The organism is Mesorhizobium sp. M0518, from assembly GCF_040321125.1.
In the GTDB taxonomy this organism is placed as follows: Bacteria; Pseudomonadota; Alphaproteobacteria; order Rhizobiales; family Rhizobiaceae; genus Mesorhizobium.
In genome coordinates, this window is record NZ_JAMYQY010000014.1 from 124985 (window position 1) to 146952 (window position 21968).

At 63.3% G+C, this 21968-nt stretch carries 16 protein-coding genes and 1 pseudogene; 14 read left to right on the top strand and 3 right to left on the bottom strand.

Going from position 1 to position 21968, the window contains the following annotated elements; all coding sequences use genetic code 11:
* Positions 1 to 312: 312 nt before the first annotated feature.
* From NKI66_RS20745 to NKI66_RS20755, 3 genes are all read right to left on the bottom strand, one after another.
* Positions 313 to 1530 (bottom strand): MFS transporter, encoded by a 1218-nt coding sequence (locus NKI66_RS20745; protein ID WP_352752793.1) that lies wholly within the window; start codon positions 1528 to 1530, stop codon positions 313 to 315.
* A gap of 57 nt (positions 1531 to 1587) precedes the next feature.
* Positions 1588 to 3024, bottom strand: coding sequence for an RNA polymerase factor sigma-54 (gene rpoN, locus NKI66_RS20750; protein ID WP_352752795.1), 1437 nt, complete (start codon positions 3022 to 3024; stop codon positions 1588 to 1590).
* Between the two features lie 69 nt (positions 3025 to 3093).
* The gene (locus NKI66_RS20755) at positions 3094 to 3627 is read right to left on the bottom strand and encodes a peroxiredoxin (RefSeq protein WP_023766875.1); all 534 of its coding nucleotides are present in this window, start codon (positions 3625 to 3627) and stop codon (positions 3094 to 3096) included.
* A 1633-nt stretch (positions 3628 to 5260) separates the two neighbouring features.
* On the opposite strand from NKI66_RS20755, the gene NKI66_RS20760 reads away from it, so the two are divergent.
* The 14 genes and pseudogenes from NKI66_RS20760 to nifK all read left to right on the top strand — a co-directional run bounded on the left by NKI66_RS20760 (position 5261) and on the right by nifK (position 21967).
* A complete protein-coding gene (locus NKI66_RS20760; protein ID WP_352752798.1) occupies positions 5261 to 6463 on the top strand; it encodes a cytochrome P450 in 1203 nt (400 codons plus the stop codon).
* A 91-nt stretch (positions 6464 to 6554) separates the two neighbouring features.
* Complete coding sequence (locus NKI66_RS20765; RefSeq protein ID WP_352733934.1) at positions 6555 to 7844, top strand: cytochrome P450; 1290 nt, start codon at positions 6555 to 6557, stop codon at positions 7842 to 7844.
* A 1-nt stretch (position 7845) separates the two neighbouring features.
* A pseudogene (locus NKI66_RS20770) lies at positions 7846 to 7971 on the top strand (ferredoxin); the annotation flags it as partial.
* A 168-nt stretch (positions 7972 to 8139) separates the two neighbouring features.
* Positions 8140 to 8982: an SDR family oxidoreductase gene (locus NKI66_RS20775; RefSeq protein ID WP_023715666.1), complete on the top strand. Its 843-nt coding sequence runs from the start codon at positions 8140 to 8142 to the stop codon at positions 8980 to 8982.
* Complete coding sequence (locus NKI66_RS20780; RefSeq protein ID WP_352752800.1) at positions 8982 to 10325, top strand: cytochrome P450; 1344 nt, start codon at positions 8982 to 8984, stop codon at positions 10323 to 10325. The genes NKI66_RS20775 and NKI66_RS20780 overlap by 1 nt, the downstream gene beginning before the upstream one ends.
* Positions 10326 to 10472: 147 nt before the next feature.
* Positions 10473 to 11462, top strand: coding sequence for a polyprenyl synthetase family protein (locus NKI66_RS20785; protein WP_352752874.1), 990 nt, complete (start codon positions 10473 to 10475; stop codon positions 11460 to 11462).
* 146 nt (positions 11463 to 11608) lie between these two features.
* Complete coding sequence (locus tag NKI66_RS20790) at positions 11609 to 13159, top strand: hypothetical protein (protein ID WP_352752802.1); 1551 nt, start codon at positions 11609 to 11611, stop codon at positions 13157 to 13159.
* Complete coding sequence (locus NKI66_RS20795; RefSeq protein WP_352752804.1) at positions 13156 to 14058, top strand: terpene synthase family protein; 903 nt, start codon at positions 13156 to 13158, stop codon at positions 14056 to 14058. Before NKI66_RS20790 ends, NKI66_RS20795 begins: the two co-directional genes overlap by 4 nt.
* Before the next feature lie 28 nt (positions 14059 to 14086).
* The gene (fni, locus tag NKI66_RS20800; RefSeq protein ID WP_502900955.1) at positions 14087 to 15190 is read left to right on the top strand and encodes a type 2 isopentenyl-diphosphate Delta-isomerase; all 1104 of its coding nucleotides are present in this window, start codon (positions 14087 to 14089) and stop codon (positions 15188 to 15190) included.
* Positions 15191 to 15776: 586 nt separating this feature from the next.
* Complete coding sequence (locus tag NKI66_RS20805; RefSeq protein WP_352657335.1) at positions 15777 to 16103, top strand: helix-turn-helix domain-containing protein; 327 nt, start codon at positions 15777 to 15779, stop codon at positions 16101 to 16103.
* Complete coding sequence (locus tag NKI66_RS20810; RefSeq protein WP_352752806.1) at positions 16078 to 17334, top strand: type II toxin-antitoxin system HipA family toxin; 1257 nt, start codon at positions 16078 to 16080, stop codon at positions 17332 to 17334. Before NKI66_RS20805 ends, NKI66_RS20810 begins: the two co-directional genes overlap by 26 nt.
* A 472-nt stretch (positions 17335 to 17806) precedes the next feature.
* Positions 17807 to 18700, top strand: a complete 894-nt coding sequence (gene nifH / locus NKI66_RS20815) for a nitrogenase iron protein (protein ID WP_023763052.1) — start codon at positions 17807 to 17809, stop codon at positions 18698 to 18700.
* 98 nt (positions 18701 to 18798) lie between these two features.
* Entirely contained in the window at positions 18799 to 20301 is a 1503-nt protein-coding gene (gene nifD / locus NKI66_RS20820) for a nitrogenase molybdenum-iron protein alpha chain (RefSeq protein WP_352752808.1), read from the top strand.
* A gap of 124 nt (positions 20302 to 20425) precedes the next feature.
* Positions 20426 to 21967: a nitrogenase molybdenum-iron protein subunit beta gene (gene nifK, locus NKI66_RS20825; protein ID WP_352752810.1), complete on the top strand. Its 1542-nt coding sequence runs from the start codon at positions 20426 to 20428 to the stop codon at positions 21965 to 21967.
* Position 21968 lies beyond the last annotated feature (1 nt).

Below are 21968 nucleotides of genomic sequence, written 5' to 3' on the forward strand. Positions count from 1 at the left end.
GCGGCATCGTCACCGGCGTTCTGACGGGCATGGCCGGCGCGTAGCTGTCGCTTGCTCAGAATCCCGGCTTGTCGTGAAGGATATGACCGCCAGCAAGGGTTCCATCGCGCCGGCAGCGCTCACCGTCGCCAAATGGAAACCGGTGCCGGCGAGGTTCGCGTGTCTGGCAGGGAAGGTCGCGTGGGCCGGAGGTGAAGCCGGCGAGGCGCTTGCGCTGGTCCATGCGTAATCGTGCGGAGGATCGCGCCGCGCCGTGCATGCGATTGGAACTCTCGTCCCGCTGCGCTGCTGAGATCTCTCCTGTCAGGCGGTCTAGGTTTCGCGCTTCGGGCCGAGCAGGAAAACTATGAGGGCAGCCACGGACGTGGCAACAGCACTGTAGGCAATGGCGCTGGTAACCCCCGCATTCTCGACCAATAGTCCGCCGAAAATCGCGCCGGCTGCGATTGCCACTTGGAATACTGTGACCAGCAGCACACCGGCGCTTTGGGCCTGCTCGGGAACGGCCCTCCGTACCATCCACGTCTGCAATCCCACTGGCACCGCGCCGAAGGCAAACCCCCACGCGGCAACAGCAATCGCCGAGGCCAAGGCCGATGCTCCCGCCGTCAGCAGCGAAACAGCGGCTATCGCTATGAGCAGCGGTGCAAGGGCCGCCACTGCCTTGAGACTGTACTCGGCCAGAAGCCCGCCGGCCAAATTGCCGAAGAATCCGCCGATGCCAAAAGCAAGCAACACAAGCGAGATCGTCTCTACATCCAGCGCGGGAATCTTCTCGAGGAAGGCGCGGATATAGGTGATTCCGGCGAAGTGGCCGGAAGCGACCAGCAGGACGACCAAAAGCGCAATTTTGACCATCGGAATCTTGGCTACATCCAGCAGGCTGCTGAAGCTAGCCACTCCAATCGGAGGCAGTCTCGGAATGGTTATGAACTGCACGAGCAGTGTAGCGACGCCGCCGGCTGCGGCGAGCATGAAGGCGCTTCGCCATCCCCAGATATCGCCGACATAAGCGCCGATTGGAGCTGCGCAGACGGTAGCTACGGAAACGCCGGTGAGGATGATCGACATAGCGCGCGGCAGGAGGTGGCTTGGAACGAGCCGCATCGCCAGTGCTGCCGACATCGACCAGAAACCTCCGAGCGCTATGCCGAGCACGACGCGTGCAGTCAGGAGAGCCGCCAGCGACCACGCGCCGGCCGCCAGAACGTCCGACAGGATCAGCAGCAGCGTCATGGTCCACATGACGGTCCTGCGGTCCAGGCGCTTTGTGATAATGGCCACCGTCGGCGCCGAGATCGCCCCGACGATAGCTGTCGCCGTCATCGCCTGTCCAGCCGCTCCCTCGCTGATACCGAGATCATGCGCGAGGGGCGTGAGTAGGCTGACAGGCAGAAACTCTGCCGTGACCAGCCCGAAGGTGCCCAAGGAAAGCGAAATGACCGCACCCCATGCGGGACCAGACGGTGGGACGGGCTTTTCTGGATCGTGCAGAACAGCGTCCATGACACCTGCTGCGGATTGGGTCATGAACGAAGTCTCCACTTTGATGCAATGCAACGTGATGTTGGCTGCCTTGACCCAAATCTAAAAACACAAGCGCATTTCCCGGCGGCGTTGCACGGAGGAGGGGATGTTCATTGCTTCGCGATATTTTGTGACGGTGCGGCGCGCAACATCGATGCCGGTTTCCTTCAGCCGGACAGCGATGTCCTCATCGGAAAGCACGTCGCCGGGAGATTCTGCGGCAATGATCGCTTTGATCCGATGCCGGACAGCTTCGGCGGAGTGCGCATCGCCGCCTTGGCAGGACGCGATCGCGACGGTGAAAAAATACTTCAGTTCAAAGACTCCGCGCGGGGTAAGCATGTACTTGTTCGAGGTCACCCGGCTTACCGTCGACTCGTGCACGCCGATCGCGTCAGCGACGGTTCTAAGATTGAGAGGCCGCAGGTGGGCGACGCCATGTTCCAAAAAAGCATCCTGCTGACGCACGATTTCAGCCGCAACCTTAACAATGGTCTTGGCGCGCTGATCGAGGCTGCGGATTAGCCAGTTCGCGTTTTGCAAGCATTCGTCGAGAAATGCTTGATCTTTCGAATTTTGGGCAGTTTGACGCGAGACTTCGGCATAGTAGCTTTGATTGATCAGCAGCTTTGGCAGCGTGGCGGGATCAAGTTCGATCTGCCACCCGCCTTGCGGCGAGGGCGTGACCCAGACGTCGGGTATGATTGATTCAGACGCACCGGATTGGAATCGGTTCCCAGGCTTGGGATCGAGCGCCCGAATCTCATGCATCATGTCGAGAAGGTCTTCTTCATCGACGCCGCAATGCTGCTTCAGTGCCTCAAAATCGCGTCGTGCAAGCATTTCAAGATTGGCAACCAAAGCTGCCATTGCCGGGTCGAGCCGGTTTCGCTGGCGCAACTGGATCTCGAGGCATTCTCTGAGATTTCGCGCAAAAACTCCCGGTGGATCAAATTGCTGCAACGTCCCGAGAACCCGTTCCACAACAGCCTCACGGACATTCAGGCTCTCGGCCAGCTCCAAAAGGTTTGCCCGAAGATAGCCAGTGTCTTCCAGATCGGCGGCAAGCTGGCCAGCGATCAGCCGCTCCTGTGGTGTGAACGCAGTGAGGGCGATCTGACGAGCGACATGGTCGTGCAATGTTTCGGCGAGGGTGGCAAACTCGTCGAGGGAAGGGCCATTGCCCGGCGGGTTGTTGGTCGTGTTGCGAAGTGATTTCCACTGCCCGAGCCGTTCAGGCGACCCTGGCCCGGTCGGTCCTTCAACGGCGTTTGCGCCAGGGCCGATGGGTTGATCCGCTCCCGAAATCGAAACGTCGTCAAAAGGCCCGCCATCGCTTGATGCAGATTCCAAGAGCGGGTTCTTCTCAATTTCCCGCTCCACGAACTGATGCAGTTCAGTATGCGCCAGTTGCAGCAAGCGAATCGACTCAATGAGTTGAGGCGATGCCACCATGGATTGCTTCTGGCGTTGAAGCAGGCTTGCTGAGGATTGCATGGTGAGCGCGATAATCCTGTCGAGGAGCCTCTTGGGACCGGCAATGGCACCAGTGAGACGTTTTCTAGGTCAAGCGGCGGCTTTCAGCGTTTCGAGAACATTTTGCGGGGATGAGACGCCATACGGGTCGGCCTCGCAGTTGTCGGAGAAACCTTCCTCCTCGAACCAGTGCTCCACCACGCCATTGTTGATCAGGGCGGCGTAGCGCCAGGAGCGCATCCCGAAGCCGAGATTGTCCTTGGCGACCAGCATGCCCATTTTGCGTGTGAACTCGCCTGAGCCATCGGGAATGAGCTCGACCTGCTTCAGGCCCAAGGACTTCCCCCACGCATTCATGACGAAGGCGTCGTTGACTGAGAGGCAGTAAATCGCGTCAATTCCTTCCTTCTCAAACTCATCATAGAGCTCTTCGAACTGGGGCAATTGGTAGGTCGAGCAGGTTGGTGTGAAGGCGCCAGGCAGCGAGAACAGGATGACCCGCTTGCCGGCAAAGTAGTCGTCAGATGTCTTTTCTTCCCAGCGATATGGATTTGGCCCCTGGACTGACTTATCGTGAACGCGCGTGAGAAAGGTGACGAAGGGAACTTTCTTTTGAACTGTCATCAAGTTGCTCCTAAAGAAGAAAACTGGCGCTGAATTCTGGCAGAGGCTGGCGCAATACCGAGCAGCGGCTCGTATGCCCGGCACGGGATGAGGACCTCGCGGCTCGCAACCTCCTTTTTACCTCGCGACGTATGGGAACGTCTTGGCGGCTGGTCTTGGCCACGCGAACGCAATCGATCTGAGCGAGCTGGAGACCGTCGAGCCGCTTGCTTTCCACGGCTATGGCGCCGGAAGCGGGATCGGTCACCCGCGATCGTGCCCGGGGAAAAGGGATAGCGGCCGGAAGTAGCCAATATCGCAAGCATGTGGCGACCTGAAATGTCACTTCACGCAGACTCGGGTCACTGGACTGGTTCAGCGTGTTGTCGATATGTGGCAGTGACCCGCCGGCCTTGGCTTGGGTGACCCTTTGACGGGGCCCTTGGGCACTCCCATGCTGAACAGAACCGGTAAACGGCATTTGCGCGAGCGGCCCGTGTTGGCGTGCCGGCATCGGACCAGCCATGCGCAAAGCGGCCACCGAGAACGGCCTTCCGGAGGAGACGATGTCCCGATGTTCAGCGGGAACGGGCACCGTCTCCTCAGGCCACTGTCTAGAGCTTCGCGCGTCGGGCATGGTGCAAGTCGCTTTCATCGTGATTTGATGGTGCTCTAACCAGGAGCAGCAAGCGGCGTGCCATTTCAAATAGAGGTGCTGTTGGACCGCCCCTTCTTCTCGGAGGCCGTGTCTTAGAAGATCGGGCGCGCGCTATACCGCCTCGTCACACAGGCAACAACGATGCTGTATGGTGCGGATATTCGGCGCTTCCGCCCCGGTTGGCAAAGAAGAACCGGAAGCCGAGCCGATGCACTACCTCACACCGGCGGGCACTCCAGTCGTAGCGTGTGCCGCTAGCGTTCATGGGTGCGCAGGCACGGCTATCGCGAACACGCGCCTGTCGCAGCAACATGAGCGCGCGCTCTTGGGCAAGCGCCCTGGCGCCGTGAGGATCGAATTCCCCAATCGTGTCTGTTTGCCGCCCTCTTATGTTCGAAACTGGACCAGAATGTCGCAGGCCCGACCTAAAGGTCGCCCGAGGCGTTCTGTCCGACACTGTACCGTCGCCTTTGTTGCCCGCGACACCGGCTTATTTCGCCTAGCTCTTCTCTGGCCTCAGGCTAAGCCGCTGAGAAGCTGCCACGATTTTTTTCTGCTGCTGCCAAATTGGCACGAGATTTGAAGCACCTTCGTTGCGGCCGGGAGCCGCCGACCGACTTTCATTTCGTGGATGACACGAATGGAACGAAGAAAGAAAAGCAAAATGTCAAATCCGCGTCGGATAGCGTCAGGGCAGGGGGTCCTCGGCGAAACCGCCCCTACCAAACAGCGCGCTGGCCTTGTCGACCCTTGCGCAGGAAATCTTGGCCGGCGGCGAGTCAAAGGCCCACCACACCGACTTTATCCTGACCTCGAAGGTACAGGATAACGTTCTGCATCTCGCCGCGCGTTTGCCTAGACAGTTAAGTGTTAGCCGATCCTGATAATCGGTCTGCCTTCCGACGACGTCGTCTACATGCCGTCTTAGGTCTTCTCTACCGCAGCGCCCGCCGGTCACCTTCCGCCCTTCCATCGCTATAGAGTGAAGTGCCACCCATGTCCGAACAACCTTTGCCGACGCTACCGATGTGGCGCGTCGATCACATTGAGCCCTCGCCTGAGATGTTGGCGCTACGGGCCAACGGTCCGATCCACCGCGTGCGCTTCCCGTCCGGGCACGAAGGCTGGTGGGTGACAGGCTATGACGAGGCCAAGGCGGTGTTGTCCGACGCGGCGTTCCGGCCCGCGGGAATGCCGCCTGCGGCATTCACCCCAGATTCGGTGATTCTCGGTTCGCCAGGATGGCTGGTCTCGCACGAGGGGGGCGAGCATACGCGGCTACGCACGATCGTGGCGCCGGCCTTCAGCAACGGCAGGGTGAAGCAGCTCGCGCAGCAGGTCGAGGCGATCGCCGCGCAGTTGTTTGAGACGCTGGCGGCCCAGCCCCAGCCCGCCGATCTGCGGCGCCACCTCTCCTTTCCGCTTCCAGCCATGGTCATTGGCGCGCTGATGGGCGTGCTCTACGAGGATCACGCCTTTTTCGCCGGGCTGTCCGACGAGGTGATGACGCACCAGCATGAAAGCGGCCCGCGAAGCGCGTCGCGCTTGGCCTGGGAAGAACTCCGCGCCTACATTCGCGGCAAGATGCGGGACAAGCGCCAGGATCCGGGCGACAACGTGCTGACGGATCTGCTCGCGGCGGTCGACCAGGGCAAGGCGACCGAGGAAGAGGCGATCGGCCTGGCGGCGGGCATGCTGGTGGCGGGGCACGAGAGCACCGTGGCGCAGATCGAATTCGGCCTGCTGGCCATGTTCCGCCATCCGCAACAGCGCGAACGCCTGGTCGGCGATCCATCCCTGGTGGACAAGGCCGTAGAGGAAATCCTGCGCATGTACCCGCCGGGCGCCGGCTGGGACGGCATCATGCGCTATCCGAGGACCGACGTGACCATCGCGGGCGTGCATGTTCCCGCGGAGAGCAAGGTGCTGGTCGGCCTGCCGGCGACGTCATTCGATCCGCGCCATTTCGACGACCCGGAAATCTTCGACATCGGACGTGACGAAAACCCGCACCTGGCGTTCTCCTACGGGCCCCACAACTGCGTCGGCTTGGCGCTGGCCAGGCTGGAACTCAAGGCGGTGTTCGGTTCGATCTTCCAGCGCTTTCCCGCGCTGCGCCTGGCCGTGGCGCCCGAAGAACTGAAGTTGCGCAAGGAGATCATCACTGGCGGGTTCGAGGAGTTCCCGGTGCTCTGGTGATGCGCGGACGCCACCAGGAATCCCGATGTTCTCGAGTTGCCGGCGCGACTGCCGCGCGCCGACCAGATCAGCCAGCCAACAGGTGACCAAGATGGACGTGCAAGAAACCATGGCATCATGCCGGGACGCCTTCGCCGAACTGGCGTCGCCAGGGTGCATTCAGGACCCGTACCCATTCATGCGGTGGTTGCGCGAGCACGATCCGGTACATCGCGCGGCGTCGGGCCTCTTTCTGTTGAGCCGTCACGCCGACATCTACTGGGCGCTCAAGGCCACGGGCGATGCTTTTCGGGGACCGGCGCCGGGCGAACTGGCGCGCTATTTCCCGCGTGCGGCGACCAGCCTGTCGCTAAGTTTGCTGGCGTCCACTTTAGCGATGAAGGAACCACCAACGCATACGCGTCTGCGCCGGCTGATCTCGCGCGATTTCACCATCGGCCAGATCGACAACCTGAGGCCGACCATCGCTCGCATTGTCGCAGCGCGCCTGGACGGCATGGCGCCCGCGCTGGAGCGCGGGGATGCGGTGGACCTGCATCGGGAATTCGCGCTGGCCTTGCCCATGCTGGTTTTCGGCGAACTGTTCGGCATGCCCCGGGACGACATGTTCGGGCTCGTCGCCGGCATCAGCGCCATTCTGGAAGGCCTGAGCCCGCACGCCAGCGATCCCCAACTCGCCGCGGGCGACGCGGCCAGCGCCAGGGTGCAGGCCTACTTCGGCGACCTCATACAGCGCAAGCGCACCGATTCCAGCCACGACATCGTGTCAATGCTGGTCGGCGCACACGACGGCGATGCCGAGATACTGTCGGATGCGGAATTGATCAGCATGCTGTGGGGCATGCTGCTGGGCGGCTTCGCCACCACTGCCGCGGCCATCGGCCATGCGGTCCTGGCGATGCTGGCGTATCCCGAACAGCGGCATTGGCTGAAGGGAGATGCGGTGGGGGTGAAGGCATTCGTCGAAGAAGCTCTGCGCTACGACGCGCCCGCGATGTTCAGCTCCATTCCGCGTATCGCCCAGCGCGACATCGAACTGGGCGGCGTGGTGATCCCGAAGAACGCGGACGTGCGCGTGCTGATCGCGGCCGGCAATCGCGACCCGGACGCCTTCGCCGATCCCGATCGCTTCGATCCCGTGCGGTTCTACGGCACCAGTCCTGGCATGTCGATCGACGGGAAGATCATGCTGACCTTCGGCCATGGGATCCACTTCTGCCTTGGTGCGCAACTGGCCCGGGTGCAGTTGGCCGAGAGCCTGCCGCGGATCCAGGCGCGCTTCCCCACGCTGGCATTGGCCGAGCAGCCGACCCGGGAGCCCTCCGCGTTCCTTAGGACATTCCGCGCGCTGCCGGTACGGCTGCATGGGCAGGAGGGCTGAGATGCGCGTCGTGGTCGATCAGGATCTGTGCGGAACGACCGGGCAGTGCGTGCTGACGCTGCCGGGCACCTTTCGCCAGCGCGAACCGGACGGCGTGGCCGAAGTGTGCGTGGCGACGGTCCCGCAGGCGCTGCACGCCGCCGTGCGGCTTGCGGCCAACCAGTGCCCGGTCGCCGCCATTCGTGTCATCGAAAGCGACGCTGGCCATGACGAGCGCGCCAGCGCCGACCCTGCGCCCTCTCCGGTGGAGGCCGAGCGGCATGCTGCGAAAGACCAATGCAATTCAGGAGACACGATGGGACGGTTTGAAGGCAAGGTGGCCGTGGTGACCGGCGCCGGCGCCGGCATCGGCAAGGCATGCGCTCTCGCCATCGCGCGCGGGGGCGGCAGAGTGGTGGTGGCCGACATTGATGGCTCGGCGGCCATCGCCTGCACTGCGCAGATCGCGGCCGAAGCAGGCCACGCGCTGCCCATAGCCATGGATATCGCTGATGAGCAGGCGGTGGCAGCGCTGTTCGAGACGGCGGAGCGGCACTTCGGGGGGGTCGACCTGCTGGTGAACAATGCGAGCGCCGTGCATCTGACCCCGCGCGACCGCGCCATCCTCGAGCTGGATCTGGCGGTATGGGACCAGACCATGGCGACCAATCTGCGCGGCACGCTGCTCTGCTGCCGGCAGGCCATCCCACGGATGATCGCCCGCGGCGGTGGCGCGATCGTCAACATGTCGTCGTGCCAGGGGCTCAGCGGTGACACGGCGCAGACGTCCTACGCCGCGTCGAAGGCAGCGATTAACATGCTGTCGGCCTCGCTCGCCACCCAGTACGGTCACTCTCAGATCCGCTGCAACGCGGTTGCGCCGGGTCTTATCATGACCGAGCGTCTCCTCGCCAAGCTGGACGAGTGCATGCAACGCCATCTGCGTCGGCACCAGCTCCTGCCGCGCGTCGGCCGTCCCGAGGACGTTGCCGCGCTGGTGGCGTTCCTGCTCTCCGACGATGCTGCGTTCATCACCGGCCAGGTCGTGTGCATCGATGGCGGCATGCTGGCGCATGTGCCGACATACGCCGACGGTGGCAACAGCTGCGCCGCGCGCCCTGCCGGCGACACCGGATCGGCGGCGGCGGCGCGCTGCTGATGGACATGCTGCTCAACCCACTCAACCGTCGGCACCGGCTGCGATGCGACATCCCGGTCATGCCTGGCGCTTTCCCCCTGGTCGGGCATCTTCCTGCCATTGTCTGCGACCTGCCGCGCCTGCTGGAGCGCGCAGAACGGACGCTGGGCAGCCACTTCTGGCTGGATTTCGGCCCTGCCGGACATCTGATGACCTGTGTGGATCCGGACGCATTCTCACTGCTCAGGCACAAGGACGTGTCCTCGGCGCTGATCGAAGAGATCGCGCCCGAATTGCTGGGCGGAACGTTGGTTGCCCTGGACGGCGGCGCGCACCGGCAGGCGCGCGATGCCATCAAGGCAGCGTTCTTGCCCAGGGGGCTGACCCAGGCCGGGATCGGCGACCTGTTCGCGCCTGTCATCCAGGCGCGGGTGCAGGCGTGGCGCGCCCGCGGCGAGGTACCCATCCTGCGCGAAACCGGCGACCTGATGCTGAAGCTCATCTTCAGCCTCATGGGAATCCCCGCGCAGGACCTGCCGGGATGGCATCGCAAGTACCGGCAATTGCTGCAGTTGATCGTCGCGCCACCGGTCGACCTGCCCGGACTGCCCTTGCGGCGCGGCCGTGCCGCCCGCGACTGGATCGACGCGCAGTTGCGCCTGTTCGTCCGCGATGCGCGCGCGCATGCCGAGCGCACCGGGTTGATCAACGACATGGTGAGCGCCTTCGACCGCAGCGACGGTCCGCTCTCCGATGACGTCCTGGTCGCGAATATTCGCTTGCTGCTGCTTGCCGGTCACGACACCACTGCCTCGACGATGGCCTGGATTGTAATCGAGCTGGCGCGGCAGCCTGTGCTGTGGGACGCCCTGGTTGAGGAGGCGCAACGCGTGGGCGCGGTGCCGACCCGGCACGCGGACCTGGCGCAGTGTCCGATCGCCGAGTCGCTGTTCCGCGAGACACTGCGCCTGCATCCGGCGACCACGCTCCTGCCGCGTCGCGCGCTGCAGGAATTGCAACTCGGCCAACGGCGCATTCCCGCGGGCACCCATCTATGCATCCCGCTGCTGCATTTCTCGACCTCGGCGCTGCTGCACGAGGCGCCTGATCAGTTCCGCCTGGCGCGGTGGCTGCTACGCACAGAGCCGATCCGGCCGGTTGACATGCTGCAGTTCGGTACCGGCCCACATGTCTGCATCGGCTACCACCTGGTATGGCTGGAAATGGTGCAGTTCTGCATCGCCTTGGCGCTGACCATGCACAAGGCCGGGGTGCGGCCGCAGTTGCTGAGCGACGTCGCAAAAGGCCGGCGCTATTACCCTACCGCACATCCGTCAATGAAAATTCGAATAGGCTTTTCATGAGCTGGCATCGCATGCCCTGTGTGGCAAGGCAGCGGCGCCGGCGGGGCGCGGCATTGCTGCACTCAGCGCACGCACTCGTGTGACGCCGGCAACACCGTGACGACTTGCGCTCGCCGTGGCCGTCTCAGCTACAAGGACATGAACAACATGCAGACCGGTTCCACTCCACGCGACCGAATTGGCGTTTCCGCATTCGGCGGATTGGGCGCGCAGGCGCGCGGCGCCTCTGGCGGGCTGCTCCCGGAGATCTGGATGCAGGACGGCGCAAAGCGGGTCGAACAGGCTCTGGGGCGTCTGCTCTGCGCCGAAGACGACGGTAAGACAGAGCTGATGGCGGCCATGCGCTACGCCACCTTGCATGGCGGGAAGCGCACCCGCGCCTTGCTCTGTCTGGCTGCCGGCGCACTGGCGGGCACGCCGGCGCACATGCTCGACGACGTCTGCGCCGCCATCGAGATGATGCACGCCTGTACCCTGGTCCACGACGACCTGCCCGCGATGGACGACGACGTGCTTCGCCGCGGCCTTCCGACCGTGCACGTAAAGTTCGGCGAAGCCACTGCGATCCTGGTCGGCGATGCGCTGCAGGCCCACGCCTTCCTCACGCTGGCGAGCCTGGATGCGCCGGGCGACAACCGTATCGCGCTCGTGCGCGAACTGGCGCAGGCGGTGTCCGCCGAGGGTGCCGCAGGCGGGCAGGCCATCGATCTGTCGTTGGTCGGAAAGCACGCCGGGCTGGACAGGATCCTGGCAATGCATGGGATGAAAACCGGAGCGCTAGTGCGCGCGTCGGTTCGCATGGGCGCGCTATACTCCATCGCCGAGGATGCCGCGCACGCTGCGCTGTATGCTGCGCTCGATCGCTACACCGCCTGTTTCGGCCTGGCGTTGCAGGTGGCCGACGACATTCTCGACGCGACGGCGGATACCGCGACTCTTGGCAAGACCCCCGGTAAGGACGCGGCGGCGCAGAAGCCGACCTGCGCGTCGATCATGGGGTTGCAGGCTGCGCGCCAGTTCGCGCTGTATTTGTTGCACGACGCCGGGGAGGCCATCGCCCCTCTGGGGCCGCGTGCGGAAGGGTTGGCGCAGATGCTGCAGCGGGCCAACGTCTATCTGTCCGCGCCATACGCATGAGCGCGCCCATCCGTAAGGACTCGCCCCTGTGCTGCTGCGATCGGCCGGCGGGCGCTGCATGCTGCACTGTGTCCGTGTCGGCGGCGACGTGCGCGGCGTCTGCCCGTTTCTGTTCTCGTTAGCCCTCTGCAGAAGGAACATACCGCGTGAACGCGCTGTCCGAACAGATCCTTTCCGAATTGCGCCACCTGCTGGACGAGATGAGCGACGGCGGCAGCGTCGGCCCGTCCATCTACGACACGGCGCGAGCTCTGCAGTTCCACGGCAACGTCACCGGTCGGCAGGACGCGTACACGTGGCTCATCGCGCAGCAACAGGCCGATGGCGGATGGGGAAGCGCGGACTTCCCGCTGTTTCGCCATGCGCCCACGTGGGCGGCGTTGCTGGCATTGCAGCGTGCCGATCCTCTTCCCGGCGCTGCCGACGCAGTCCAGGCTGCAATCCGGTTCCTCGAGCGCCAGCCCGATCCCTACGCGCATGCGGTGCCGGAAGACGCGCCCATCGGCGCGGAGCTGATCCTGCCGCAGTTGTGCGACGAGGCCGCATCCTTGCTGGGCGGCTTGGCGTTTCCGCGCCACCCGGCGCTGTTGCCGTTGCGGCAAGCACGCATGGTCAAGCTGGGGGATGTGGCGACGTTGCCGAGCGGCCATCCGTTGCTGCACTCCTGGGAAACCTGGGGGACGTCGCCGGCCACCGCATGCCCGGACGACGACGGCAGCATCGGCATCAGTCCGGCGGCCACCGCCGCGTGGCGTGCGCACGCCGTGACACAGAGAAGAACGCCGCAGGTCGGGCGCACGGGCGGGTATCTGCAGGCGGCATCGCGGGCGACGCGCACCGGCATTGAAGGAGTCGTTCCCAATGTCTGGCCGATCAATGTGTTCGAGCCATGCTGGTCGCTGTACACCCTGCATCTGGCCGGTCTGTTCGCGCATCCCGCGCTCGCCGAGGCGGTGCAAGTGATCATCGCGCAGCTCGACGCCCGCCTCGGCGTGCGCGGTCTAGGCCCGGCCTTGCACTTCGCGGCCGATGCGGACGACACCGCCGTTGCGTTGTGCGTCCTTCGCCTTGCAGGCCGCGACCCGGCGGCCGACGCGTTGCGCCAGTTCGAAACCGGCGAGCTGTTCGTCACCTTCCCCGGCGAGCGCAATGCCTCGGTGTCGACCAACATCCATGCCCTGCATGCGTTGCGACTGTTGGGAAAGCCCGCCGCCCGCACCAGTGCCTTCGTCGAGGCCAATCGCAACCCGCACGGTCTATGGGACAACGAAAAATGGCACGTTTCGTGGCTGTATCCCACCGCGCATGCGATTGCTGCGCTCGCGCAAGGCAAGCCCCAGTGGCGCGACGAGCGCGCGCTGGCGGGGCTGCTGAAGGCGCAGCGCGACGACGGCGGCTGGGGCGCTGGTCGCGCGTCCACATTCGAGGAAACCGCCTATGCGCTGTTCGCGTTGCACGTGATGGACGGGAGCGAAGAGCCGGCAGGGCGCCGGAGCATTGCGCAGGCGGTGGCGCGCGCGCTCAAGTGGATGCTCGCCCGCCACGCAGCGCACGCACTGCCCCAGACACCGCTGTGGATCGGCAAGGAACTGTATTGCCCCACCCGGGTGGTGCGCGTGGCCGAACTCGCCGGGTTGTGGCTGGCGCTTCGTTGGGGGCGGCGCGTCTCGGCCGAGGGAGCAGGAGGGGGGCCATGATCCCGACCGATCGCGCCCTGCAGCACGTGCTGGAGTGGGGGCGTTCCCTGACCGGGTTCGCCGACGAGCATGGCGTGGAAGCAGTCCGGGGCGGCCAGTACATCCTGCAGCGCATCCATCCGAGCCTGCGCGACACCAGCGCCCGCACCGGCCGCGATCCGCTGGAAGAAACGCTGATCGTGGCGTTCTATCGCGAACTGGCGCTGCTCTTCTGGCTCGACGATTGCAACGACCTTGGCCTGATCGCGCCGGAGCAGCTCGCCGCGGTGGAGCAGGCGCTGGGGCAGGGTGTGCCGTGCGCGCTTCCCGGATTCGAGGGCTGTGCTGTGCTGCGCGCTTCGCTCGCCGCGCTCGCCTACGATCGTCGCGACTATGCCCAGCTTCTCGAGGATACCCAGTGCTACTGCGCGGCGCTGCGCGCCGGACACGCGCAGGCGGCAGGGGAGGAGCGCTGGTCCTACGCCGAGTACTTGCAGAACGGCGTGGATTCGATCGCCTACACGAACGTGTTCTGTTGCCTGTCGTTGCTGTGGGGGCTGGACATGGCGACCTTGCGCGCGCGTCCGGCGTTTCGCCAGGCCCTGCGGCTCATATCCGCAATAGGGCGCTTGCAGAACGATCTGCATGGACGCGAAAAGGATAGATCGGCCGGCGAGGCCGACAACGCGGCGATCCTGCTGCTGCAGCGCTATCCCGCCATGCCTGTGGTGGAGTTCCTCAAGGACGAGTTGGCCGGCCACACACGCATGCTGCACCGGGTGATGGCGGAAGAACGTTTTCCCGCGCCGTGGGGACCGTTGATCGAGGCCATGGCGGCCATCCGCGCGCAGTACTACGAGACCTCAACCAGTCGCTACCGCAGCGACGCTGCGGGCGGAGGCGAGCGTGCGCCGGCCTGAACGCGCGGGAGACGGCGGCGTCCGCGCGCTGCCGTCGGTCCGATCCGACGCAACGCCGTCGCCCGATGACGCGGAAGGAGCGAGCATCAGCGACACCAAGTTGAGCCGGCGCAAGGACGACCACCTGGACATCGTGCTGGATCGGCGAACGGCACGGGCCAAGGCCGCTGGCTGGGAGTACATTCGTTTCGAACACTGCGCATTGCCCGAGTTGGACCTGACGCAGATCGACCTGAGCGCCTCGCTGCTGGGCAAGACCATGCGCGCGCCGCTGCTGATCAGCTCCATGACCGGCGGCATGCCACGCGCGGAGTCCATCAACCGGCATCTGAGCGAGGCAGCGCAAGCCTTGGGGATCGCCATGTGCGTCGGTTCGCAGCGCGTGAGCCTGCGATCCCCCAACTCCCATGGGCTGACGCGCGCGCTACGCCGCCTGGCCCCAGACGTTCCATTGCTTGCCAACATCGGCGCCGCGCAACTGCGCGAGGCCGACGGCCTGGACCTGGCGCGCCGGGCGGTGGATGCACTGGAGGCCGATGGACTCATTGTCCATCTCAATCCACTGCAGGAAGCGGTACAGCCGGAGGGCGACCGCGACTGGCGCGGCGTCCTGGCGCAGATCGCTCGCGCCGCACGCAGTGTCGGCGTGCCGATCGCGGCCAAGGAAGTCGGGTCGGGCCTGTCCGCCTCGGTGGCCTGTGCACTCGTCGAGGCGGGGGTGGCGGTGATCGATGTCGCCGGCGCCGGCGGCACCAGCTGGGCCGCGGTGGAGGGCGAGCGCGCCCCCGATGCCGCCGACCGCGCAGTGGCAATGGCATTCGCGGATTGGGGGATTGCGACCCCGGCCAGCGTGCAGGCGGTACGTCGGGCGCTGCCAGCGGTGAAGCTGATCGCGTCGGGCGGGATCAGCGACGGCGTCGACGTAGCCAAGGCTATCCGCCTGGGCGCGGACATCGCCGGGCAGGCAGCCGGCGTGCTGCGCGCGGCTACGGTATCCACCGAGGCCGTTGTCGCGCATTTCGAGATCGTCATCCGCCAGTTGGGCGTCGCCTGCTTCTGCACCGGCTCGGCTGATCTTGCCGCGTTGCGTCAGGCGCGCTTGTTGCCCTCGGCGCATCTGCCCGCCGGTTGATGCAGGCGTCGCGCGCACGTGGCGGCGGGCGCCTAGTTTACTGAGTGAGAAAGTCTCGGAAGCGGGGGATTCGCGCTGGTCGCGGGCTTGTTCGGGTGCTGCTTCGTGATCAGGGAGGCGCCCCGCCATGCTCGAACGGACAGCCGAGAGCAAAGGGTATTCGACGGCTATGTCGATGCTTGATCCAGTGATCGGTCACGCGAACCGCGCTGAGCCCCTGAAAGGGTCGGAACACCAGGTGCGGCGGGAGGCCGGCAGGAGCAGATGGTACAAAGCCATTGCCATCAAGGAGTGGCGATCACATTGACCCCCAGTCAGCGCGGCCGGCCGTATGAACAGAAGAGACGAGCGATTTCAGCCGCCGGACCCCTTGATTTAACATTCCGATGATTTCGGAGCGCTGATCGGGCGTCAGCTTCGGACGGCGTCCACCGTCGGGGGCGCCAAAAGGCAGGATGATTGATCTTTTTACGTATCATTTGTCTGATGCATGATACGCGAACAGATCCTAACACGTTGACCTCGATCGCTAAATAAGATACGCCGCCATATCATCTGGCATTGGAATGGATCGTTTACATATCATATGGACTCTCAATCGGAAATTCTACGGGAAATCGGTGGGCTTTTCAGGCAGGCGAGGCTGGCCGCTGCGATGACGCAAGAGCAGGTCGCTGATTTGGCGGGTATATCCCGTCCCCGATATCGCGACATCGAAAAGGGAGCCGCAGCCGCGCGTGCAACAACGCTCATGAATATCGCTCGCGCGCTCGGTCTGGAAATGATGCTGGTTCCGCAAGTCATGGTGCCGGCTGTCCAGGCTCTATTGCGTCCGCATGATGATGACGATCGACCCGCCTTTGTTTCTCAACCTGACGATGACGATCATGGCTCCAGTCTTGCGCGCACCTAAGACGATCCCGTCGCTGGACGTGCTCTTGAACGCAGTGAAGGTCGGCACACTCGTCAGGACGCCGGGCGATTTCAATGCATTCAACTTCGATGAGGCCTACCGCGCGACGGGCGGCTTTCCGGTTCTCAGCCTGTCGTTCCGGGCAGCGACGGGAGGATTGCGGAAAGATCCGAAGCCTGTGGCAAGCGCCTTGCCCGCTTTCTTCGCGAACCTCCTGCCGGAGGAGAAATTGCGCGAGGCGATGGAAAGGCACCACGAAGGCAATGTGCGGCCAGGCAATGATTTCGACCTTTTAGCGGCGCTGGGCGCCGATCTGCCGGGAGCCGTACGGGCGTTGCCCAGTGACGGCGCGATAGCGGTTTCACAGGACGCTTCAAAGGATCAGCCCAAGGCACGGTTCTCGCTTGCCGGCGTGCAGATGAAGCTGTCGGTCATGAAGAACATTGGAAAAGGCGGCGGCCTTACCTTGCCAATGGACGACGAGCAGGGCCGGTACATTGCCAAGTTCCCTTCGACGGCCTTTCCGGGCGTTTCCGAGAACGAATTCGCCAACCTGGCGCTGGCAGCAGCAATCGGCATGGAAGTTCCTGAATGCGAACTGGTCGAGAAGTCCGATTTTGAGGGCGTTCCCGAAGAATTCAACACGCTGTCTGACGGCAAGGTCCTTCTCGTCAAACGCTTCGATCGCGGCGCCGGTGGCGAGAGGATACACATCGAGGATTTCGCTCAGGTCTTCGGTGTATACCCCTCGCGCAAATATGAGGGGGCTGCTTATCACGACATAGCCTTGGCTCTTGGCGTGGCCGTCTCGCCTACGGCGGCTCTCGAGTTCGTCCGCCGCCTGGCACTGACCGTCATCACCGGCAATGGCGACATGCACCTGAAGAACTGGTCTTTGATCTATCCCGGTAACGGCGACAAGCCGGCGCTTTCACCAATCTACGACGTCCTGTCCACCGTGCCATATATTCCCGCCGACGCCATGGCGCTGTCGCTTGGAGGAGAGCGCTCGTTCAAGGCGCTAGCAGCACCGCGATGGAAAGCATTTGCGAACCGTGCACGGCTTCCGGAGCCAGCAGTCCTGAAGGCAGTGGTCGAGACGGTCAAACTCGTCAACGAATACTGGTGGCATCTGCCTGAGCGTGATGTCGTCGCAGCGAAAGTGCTCGAGCGGATCGACGAACATGTGAAGGCGATGACGCCGATACTGAACTCCTGCGCCGAGAAGTAAACCGAGTCCCTCGGGTTGATATAGCGGAACTATTCGCCCGTGCCCCGGATGAGTGGCCGTGGATCGGTGGCATGCTAGGATCGCGCGCAAAGTCGGCGGAGTGTCCACTTGGACACGCGAGACGAAGCACGTCAGCTCGCTGGCACAGAAAGTTTCGCAGCTTCCCGCAAGTAGGTTGAGATGCTGTTCGTCCACTTCAACATAACGACGCGGTGCAAACGAATTCGGTGACTGAGGATCGCGATCCGACGCTTTGTGTCGCCAATGTCGCGTCCGCTACACGGGCTGTTCCGACGATCCTTTCTTGGAACTCAAGCTAAACCCCTGAAAAGCAACCATGAAATTATTCTTCGGGTGGATCAGCCAAGTTGGCACGAGTCTTGAGATCCTTAGGTGCGAGGCGGCTACAGCTGCCCGACCGGCATTCATGTCGCGGCAGCCGCGATGAATGGAACGAAGGAAGGAAAGCTACATGTCAGGTTTGCGTCAGATCGCCTTTTACGGCAAGGGCGGCATCGGCAAGTCCACCACGTCCCAAAATACGCTCGCCGCCCTTGTCGACCTCGGGCAGAGAATCCTCATCGTCGGCTGCGACCCTAAAGCCGACTCCACCCGCCTGATCCTGAACGCGAAGGCGCAGGATACGGTCCTGCATCTCGCGGCAGAGGAAGGTTCGGTGGAAGACCTGGAACTCGCGGACGTGCTCAAGGTCGGCTACAAAGGCATCAAATGCGTGGAGTCGGGCGGACCCGAGCCGGGTGTCGGCTGCGCCGGCCGCGGCGTGATCACCTCGATCAACTTCCTCGAGGAGAACGGCGCCTACGACGACGTCGACTATGTCTCCTACGACGTGCTCGGGGATGTGGTGTGTGGCGGTTTCGCGATGCCGATCCGCGAGAACAAGGCCCAGGAAATCTATATCGTCATGTCCGGCGAGATGATGGCGCTCTATGCCGCCAATAACATCGCCAAGGGCATCCTGAAATACGCCCATTCGGGCGGCGTGCGGCTCGGCGGCCTGATCTGCAACGAGCGCCAAACCGATCGCGAGCTCGACCTCGCCGAAGCGCTGGCTTCTAGGCTCAATTCCAAGCTTATCCACTTCGTGCCGCGCGACAACATCGTCCAGCACGCCGAGCTCAGGAAGATGTCTGTCATTCAGTATGCGCCGGACTCCAAGCAGGCCGGGGAATACAGGGCGCTGGCCGAGAAGATTCACGGGAATTCGGGCCAGGGCACCATCCCGACCCCGATCACCATGGAGGAGCTCGAGGACATGCTGCTCGACTTCGGCATCATGAAGACCGACGAGCAGATGCTTGCCGAGCTTCAGGTCAAGGAAGCGGCCAAGACTGCCGCACAGTAGCGACTGCTGCCGACATGAGGCGCCGCCTGACCTGGTGCGCCCTTCAAAGAACGGCGCCTCGTCTGTGAGGCGTCACCCTGAACCTTGAAAGGGGTCCCATGAGCCTGGAATACGAGAATGACGGTGCCCTCCATGCGAAGCTTATCGAGGAGGTGCTGTCGCAATATCCTGACAAGTCGGCGAAGCGCCGCAAAAAGCACCTCAGCGTCGCAAAGAGCGGCGACGAGGCTGGCGAGGAAAGCGAGGTCCTTTCCGAATGCGATGTCAAATCGAACATCAAGTCCATCCCCGGCGTGATGACGATTCGCGGCTGCGCCTATGCCGGCTCGAAAGGCGTGGTGTGGGGTCCAGTCAAGGATATGGTCCATATCTCGCACGGGCCGGTCGGCTGCGGGCAATATTCCTGGTCTCAACGCCGCAACTACTACGTCGGCACGACCGGCATCGACACGTTCGTCACCATGCAGTTCACCTCCGATTTCCAGGAGAAGGACATTGTTTTCGGCGGCGACAAGAAGCTGGAACGGATCATCGACGAGATCGAGGAACTGTTTCCGCTGAACAAGGGCATGACTGTGCAATCCGAATGCCCGATCGGCCTGATTGGCGACGACACCGAAGCTGTGTCCCGCAACAAGGCCAAGGAGCACGAGAAGACAATCGTGCCGGTGCGCTGCGAGGGCTTCCGCGGCGTCTCGCAATCCCTCGGCCACCACATCGCCAACGACGCGATCCGCGACTGGGTGTTCGAGAAGAAGGAAGTGGAGTTCGAGTCCGGCCCGTACGATGTCAATGTGGTCGGCGACTACAATATCGGCGGCGACGCTTGGGCTTCGCGCATCCTGCTTGAGGAGATGGGCCTGCGCGTGGTCGGCAACTGGTCGGGCGACGCTACGCTGGCCGAAATAGAGCGGGCGCCAAAGGCGAAGCTCAACCTCATCCATTGCTACAGGTCGATGAACTACATCTGCCGGCACATGGAGGAAAAATATGGCATCGCCTGGATGGAGTACAATTTCTTCGGCCCCTCCCAGACTGAAGCCTCTCTGCGCAAGATAGCCAAGCACTTCGGGCCGGAAATCGAGGCCAAGGCCGAGGCGGTCATCGCCAAATACCGGCCGCTGGTCGATGCGGTCATCGCCAAGTACCGGCCGCGCCTCGAAGGCAGGACGGTGATGCTCTATGTCGGCGGGCTGCGCCCCCGTCACGTCGTCACGGCATATGAGGACCTGGGCATGGTGATCGTCGGCACTGGCTACGAATTTGGCCATAACGACGACTATCAGCGCACCGGCCACTACGTGAAGAAGGGCACACTGATCTATGACGACGTGACTGGTTACGAGCTGGAGAAGTTCATCGAGGGGATCCGTCCTGACCTCGTGGGCTCCGGCATCAAAGAAAAGTACCCGGTCCAGAAGATGGGCATACCGTTCCGTCAAATGCATTCCTGGGATTATTCCGGCCCGTATCATGGCTACGACGGCTTCGCCATCTTCGCGCGCGATATGGATCTGGCCATCAACAACCCGGTCTGGAACCTCTACGACGCCCCCTGGAAGAAAAAAGCCGAGCCGTCGGCGGCGATCGCAGCCGAATGAAACCCTGGCCTTCCGGAAGCCGGGAGGCCGTGAACGCCTGTGGCCGCTTGTCCGCGGGATCTGAAAACGTTTCGACGTCCCTGTGCCGCCGTATGGCGGGCCAGCTGGAAAGAGGTAACCACCCATGCCGCAGTCGGCTGAAAAAGTTCTCGACCACGCGCCCCTGTTCCGCGAGCCGGAATACAGGCAGATGCTCGCCGAGAAGAGGCTGAATTTCGAATGTCCTCACCCGGACCAGATCGTTACCGACCAACGCGAATTCACCAAGACGTGGGAATACCGCGAAAAGAACCTTGCTCGCGAAGCCCTTGTCGTGAACCCCGCCAAGGCCTGCCAGCCGCTCGGCGCGGTGTTCGCGGCCGCAGGCTTCGAGCGAACCATGTCCTTCGTCCACGGCAGCCAGGGCTGCGTGGCCTATTACCGCTCGCACCTGTCGCGCCATTTCAAGGAGCCTGCTTCGGCGGTTTCCTCCTCGATGACCGAGGACGCGGCAGTGTTCGGCGGCCTGAAGAACATGGTCGACGGGCTCGCCAACACGTACCAACTCTACGACCCAAAGATGATCGCCGTCTCGACCACTTGTATGGCGGAGGTCATTGGCGACGACCTGCACAGCTTCATCGAGAACGCCAAGGACGAAGGCTCGGTCCCGCGCGACTTCGACGTGCCCTTCGCCCACACGCCGGCCTTTGTCGGCAGCCATATCGACGGCTATGACGTTGCGGTTAAGGGCATTTTGGAGCATTTCTGGAAAGGCGAGGAGCGAACGGAAGCCGAGGGGACCATCAACGTCATTCCGGGCTTCGACGGATTCTGTGTTGGCAACAACCGGGAACTCAAGCGCCTGCTCGACCTGATAGGCGTGTCCTATACCTTGATCCAAGACGCCTCTGACCAGTTCGACACGCCGTCGGACGGCGAATACCGCATGTATGACGGCGGCACGAAGATCGGAGACGTGAGGAAGGCACTCAACGCCGAGGCTACATTTTCGCTACAGCATTACAACACCCGAAAAACACTCGAGTATTGCCAGGGGGTAGGGCAGGCGACGGCCTCGTTCCATTACCCGCTCGGCGTCCAGGCGACCGACGACTTCCTGATGGAGGTCTCCGCGATTTCCGGCAAGCAAATCCCCGAGGCAATCCGCCTGGAGCGCGGCCGACTTGTTGATGCCATGGCGGACAGCCAATCCTGGCTGCACGGCAAGAAATACGCCATCTACGGCGATCCAGACTTTGTCTACGGCATGGCCCGCTTCATCATGGAAACGGGCGGCGAGCCGACCCATTGCCTCGCCACCAACGGCACCTCGGCGTGGGAAGCAGAGTTGAAGGAGCTGCTTGCATCATCGCCCTTCGGCAAGGGTGCTCAAGTCTGGGCGGGCAAGGACCTCTGGGCATTGCGCTCGCTGCTCTTCACCGAGCCGGTGGACCTGCTGATCGGCAACTCCTATGGCAAGTATCTGGAGCGCGACACGGGCACGCCGCTGATCCGGCTGACGTTTCCGATCTTCGATCGCCACCATCACCATCGGTTTGCGCTGATGGGCTACCAAGGCGGGCTGCGCGTACTGACGACGATCCTGGACAAGATCTTCGACAAGCTCGATCGCGAGACAAGCGAGACGGGCGTGACGGACTATTCGTATGACCTCACCCGCTAAG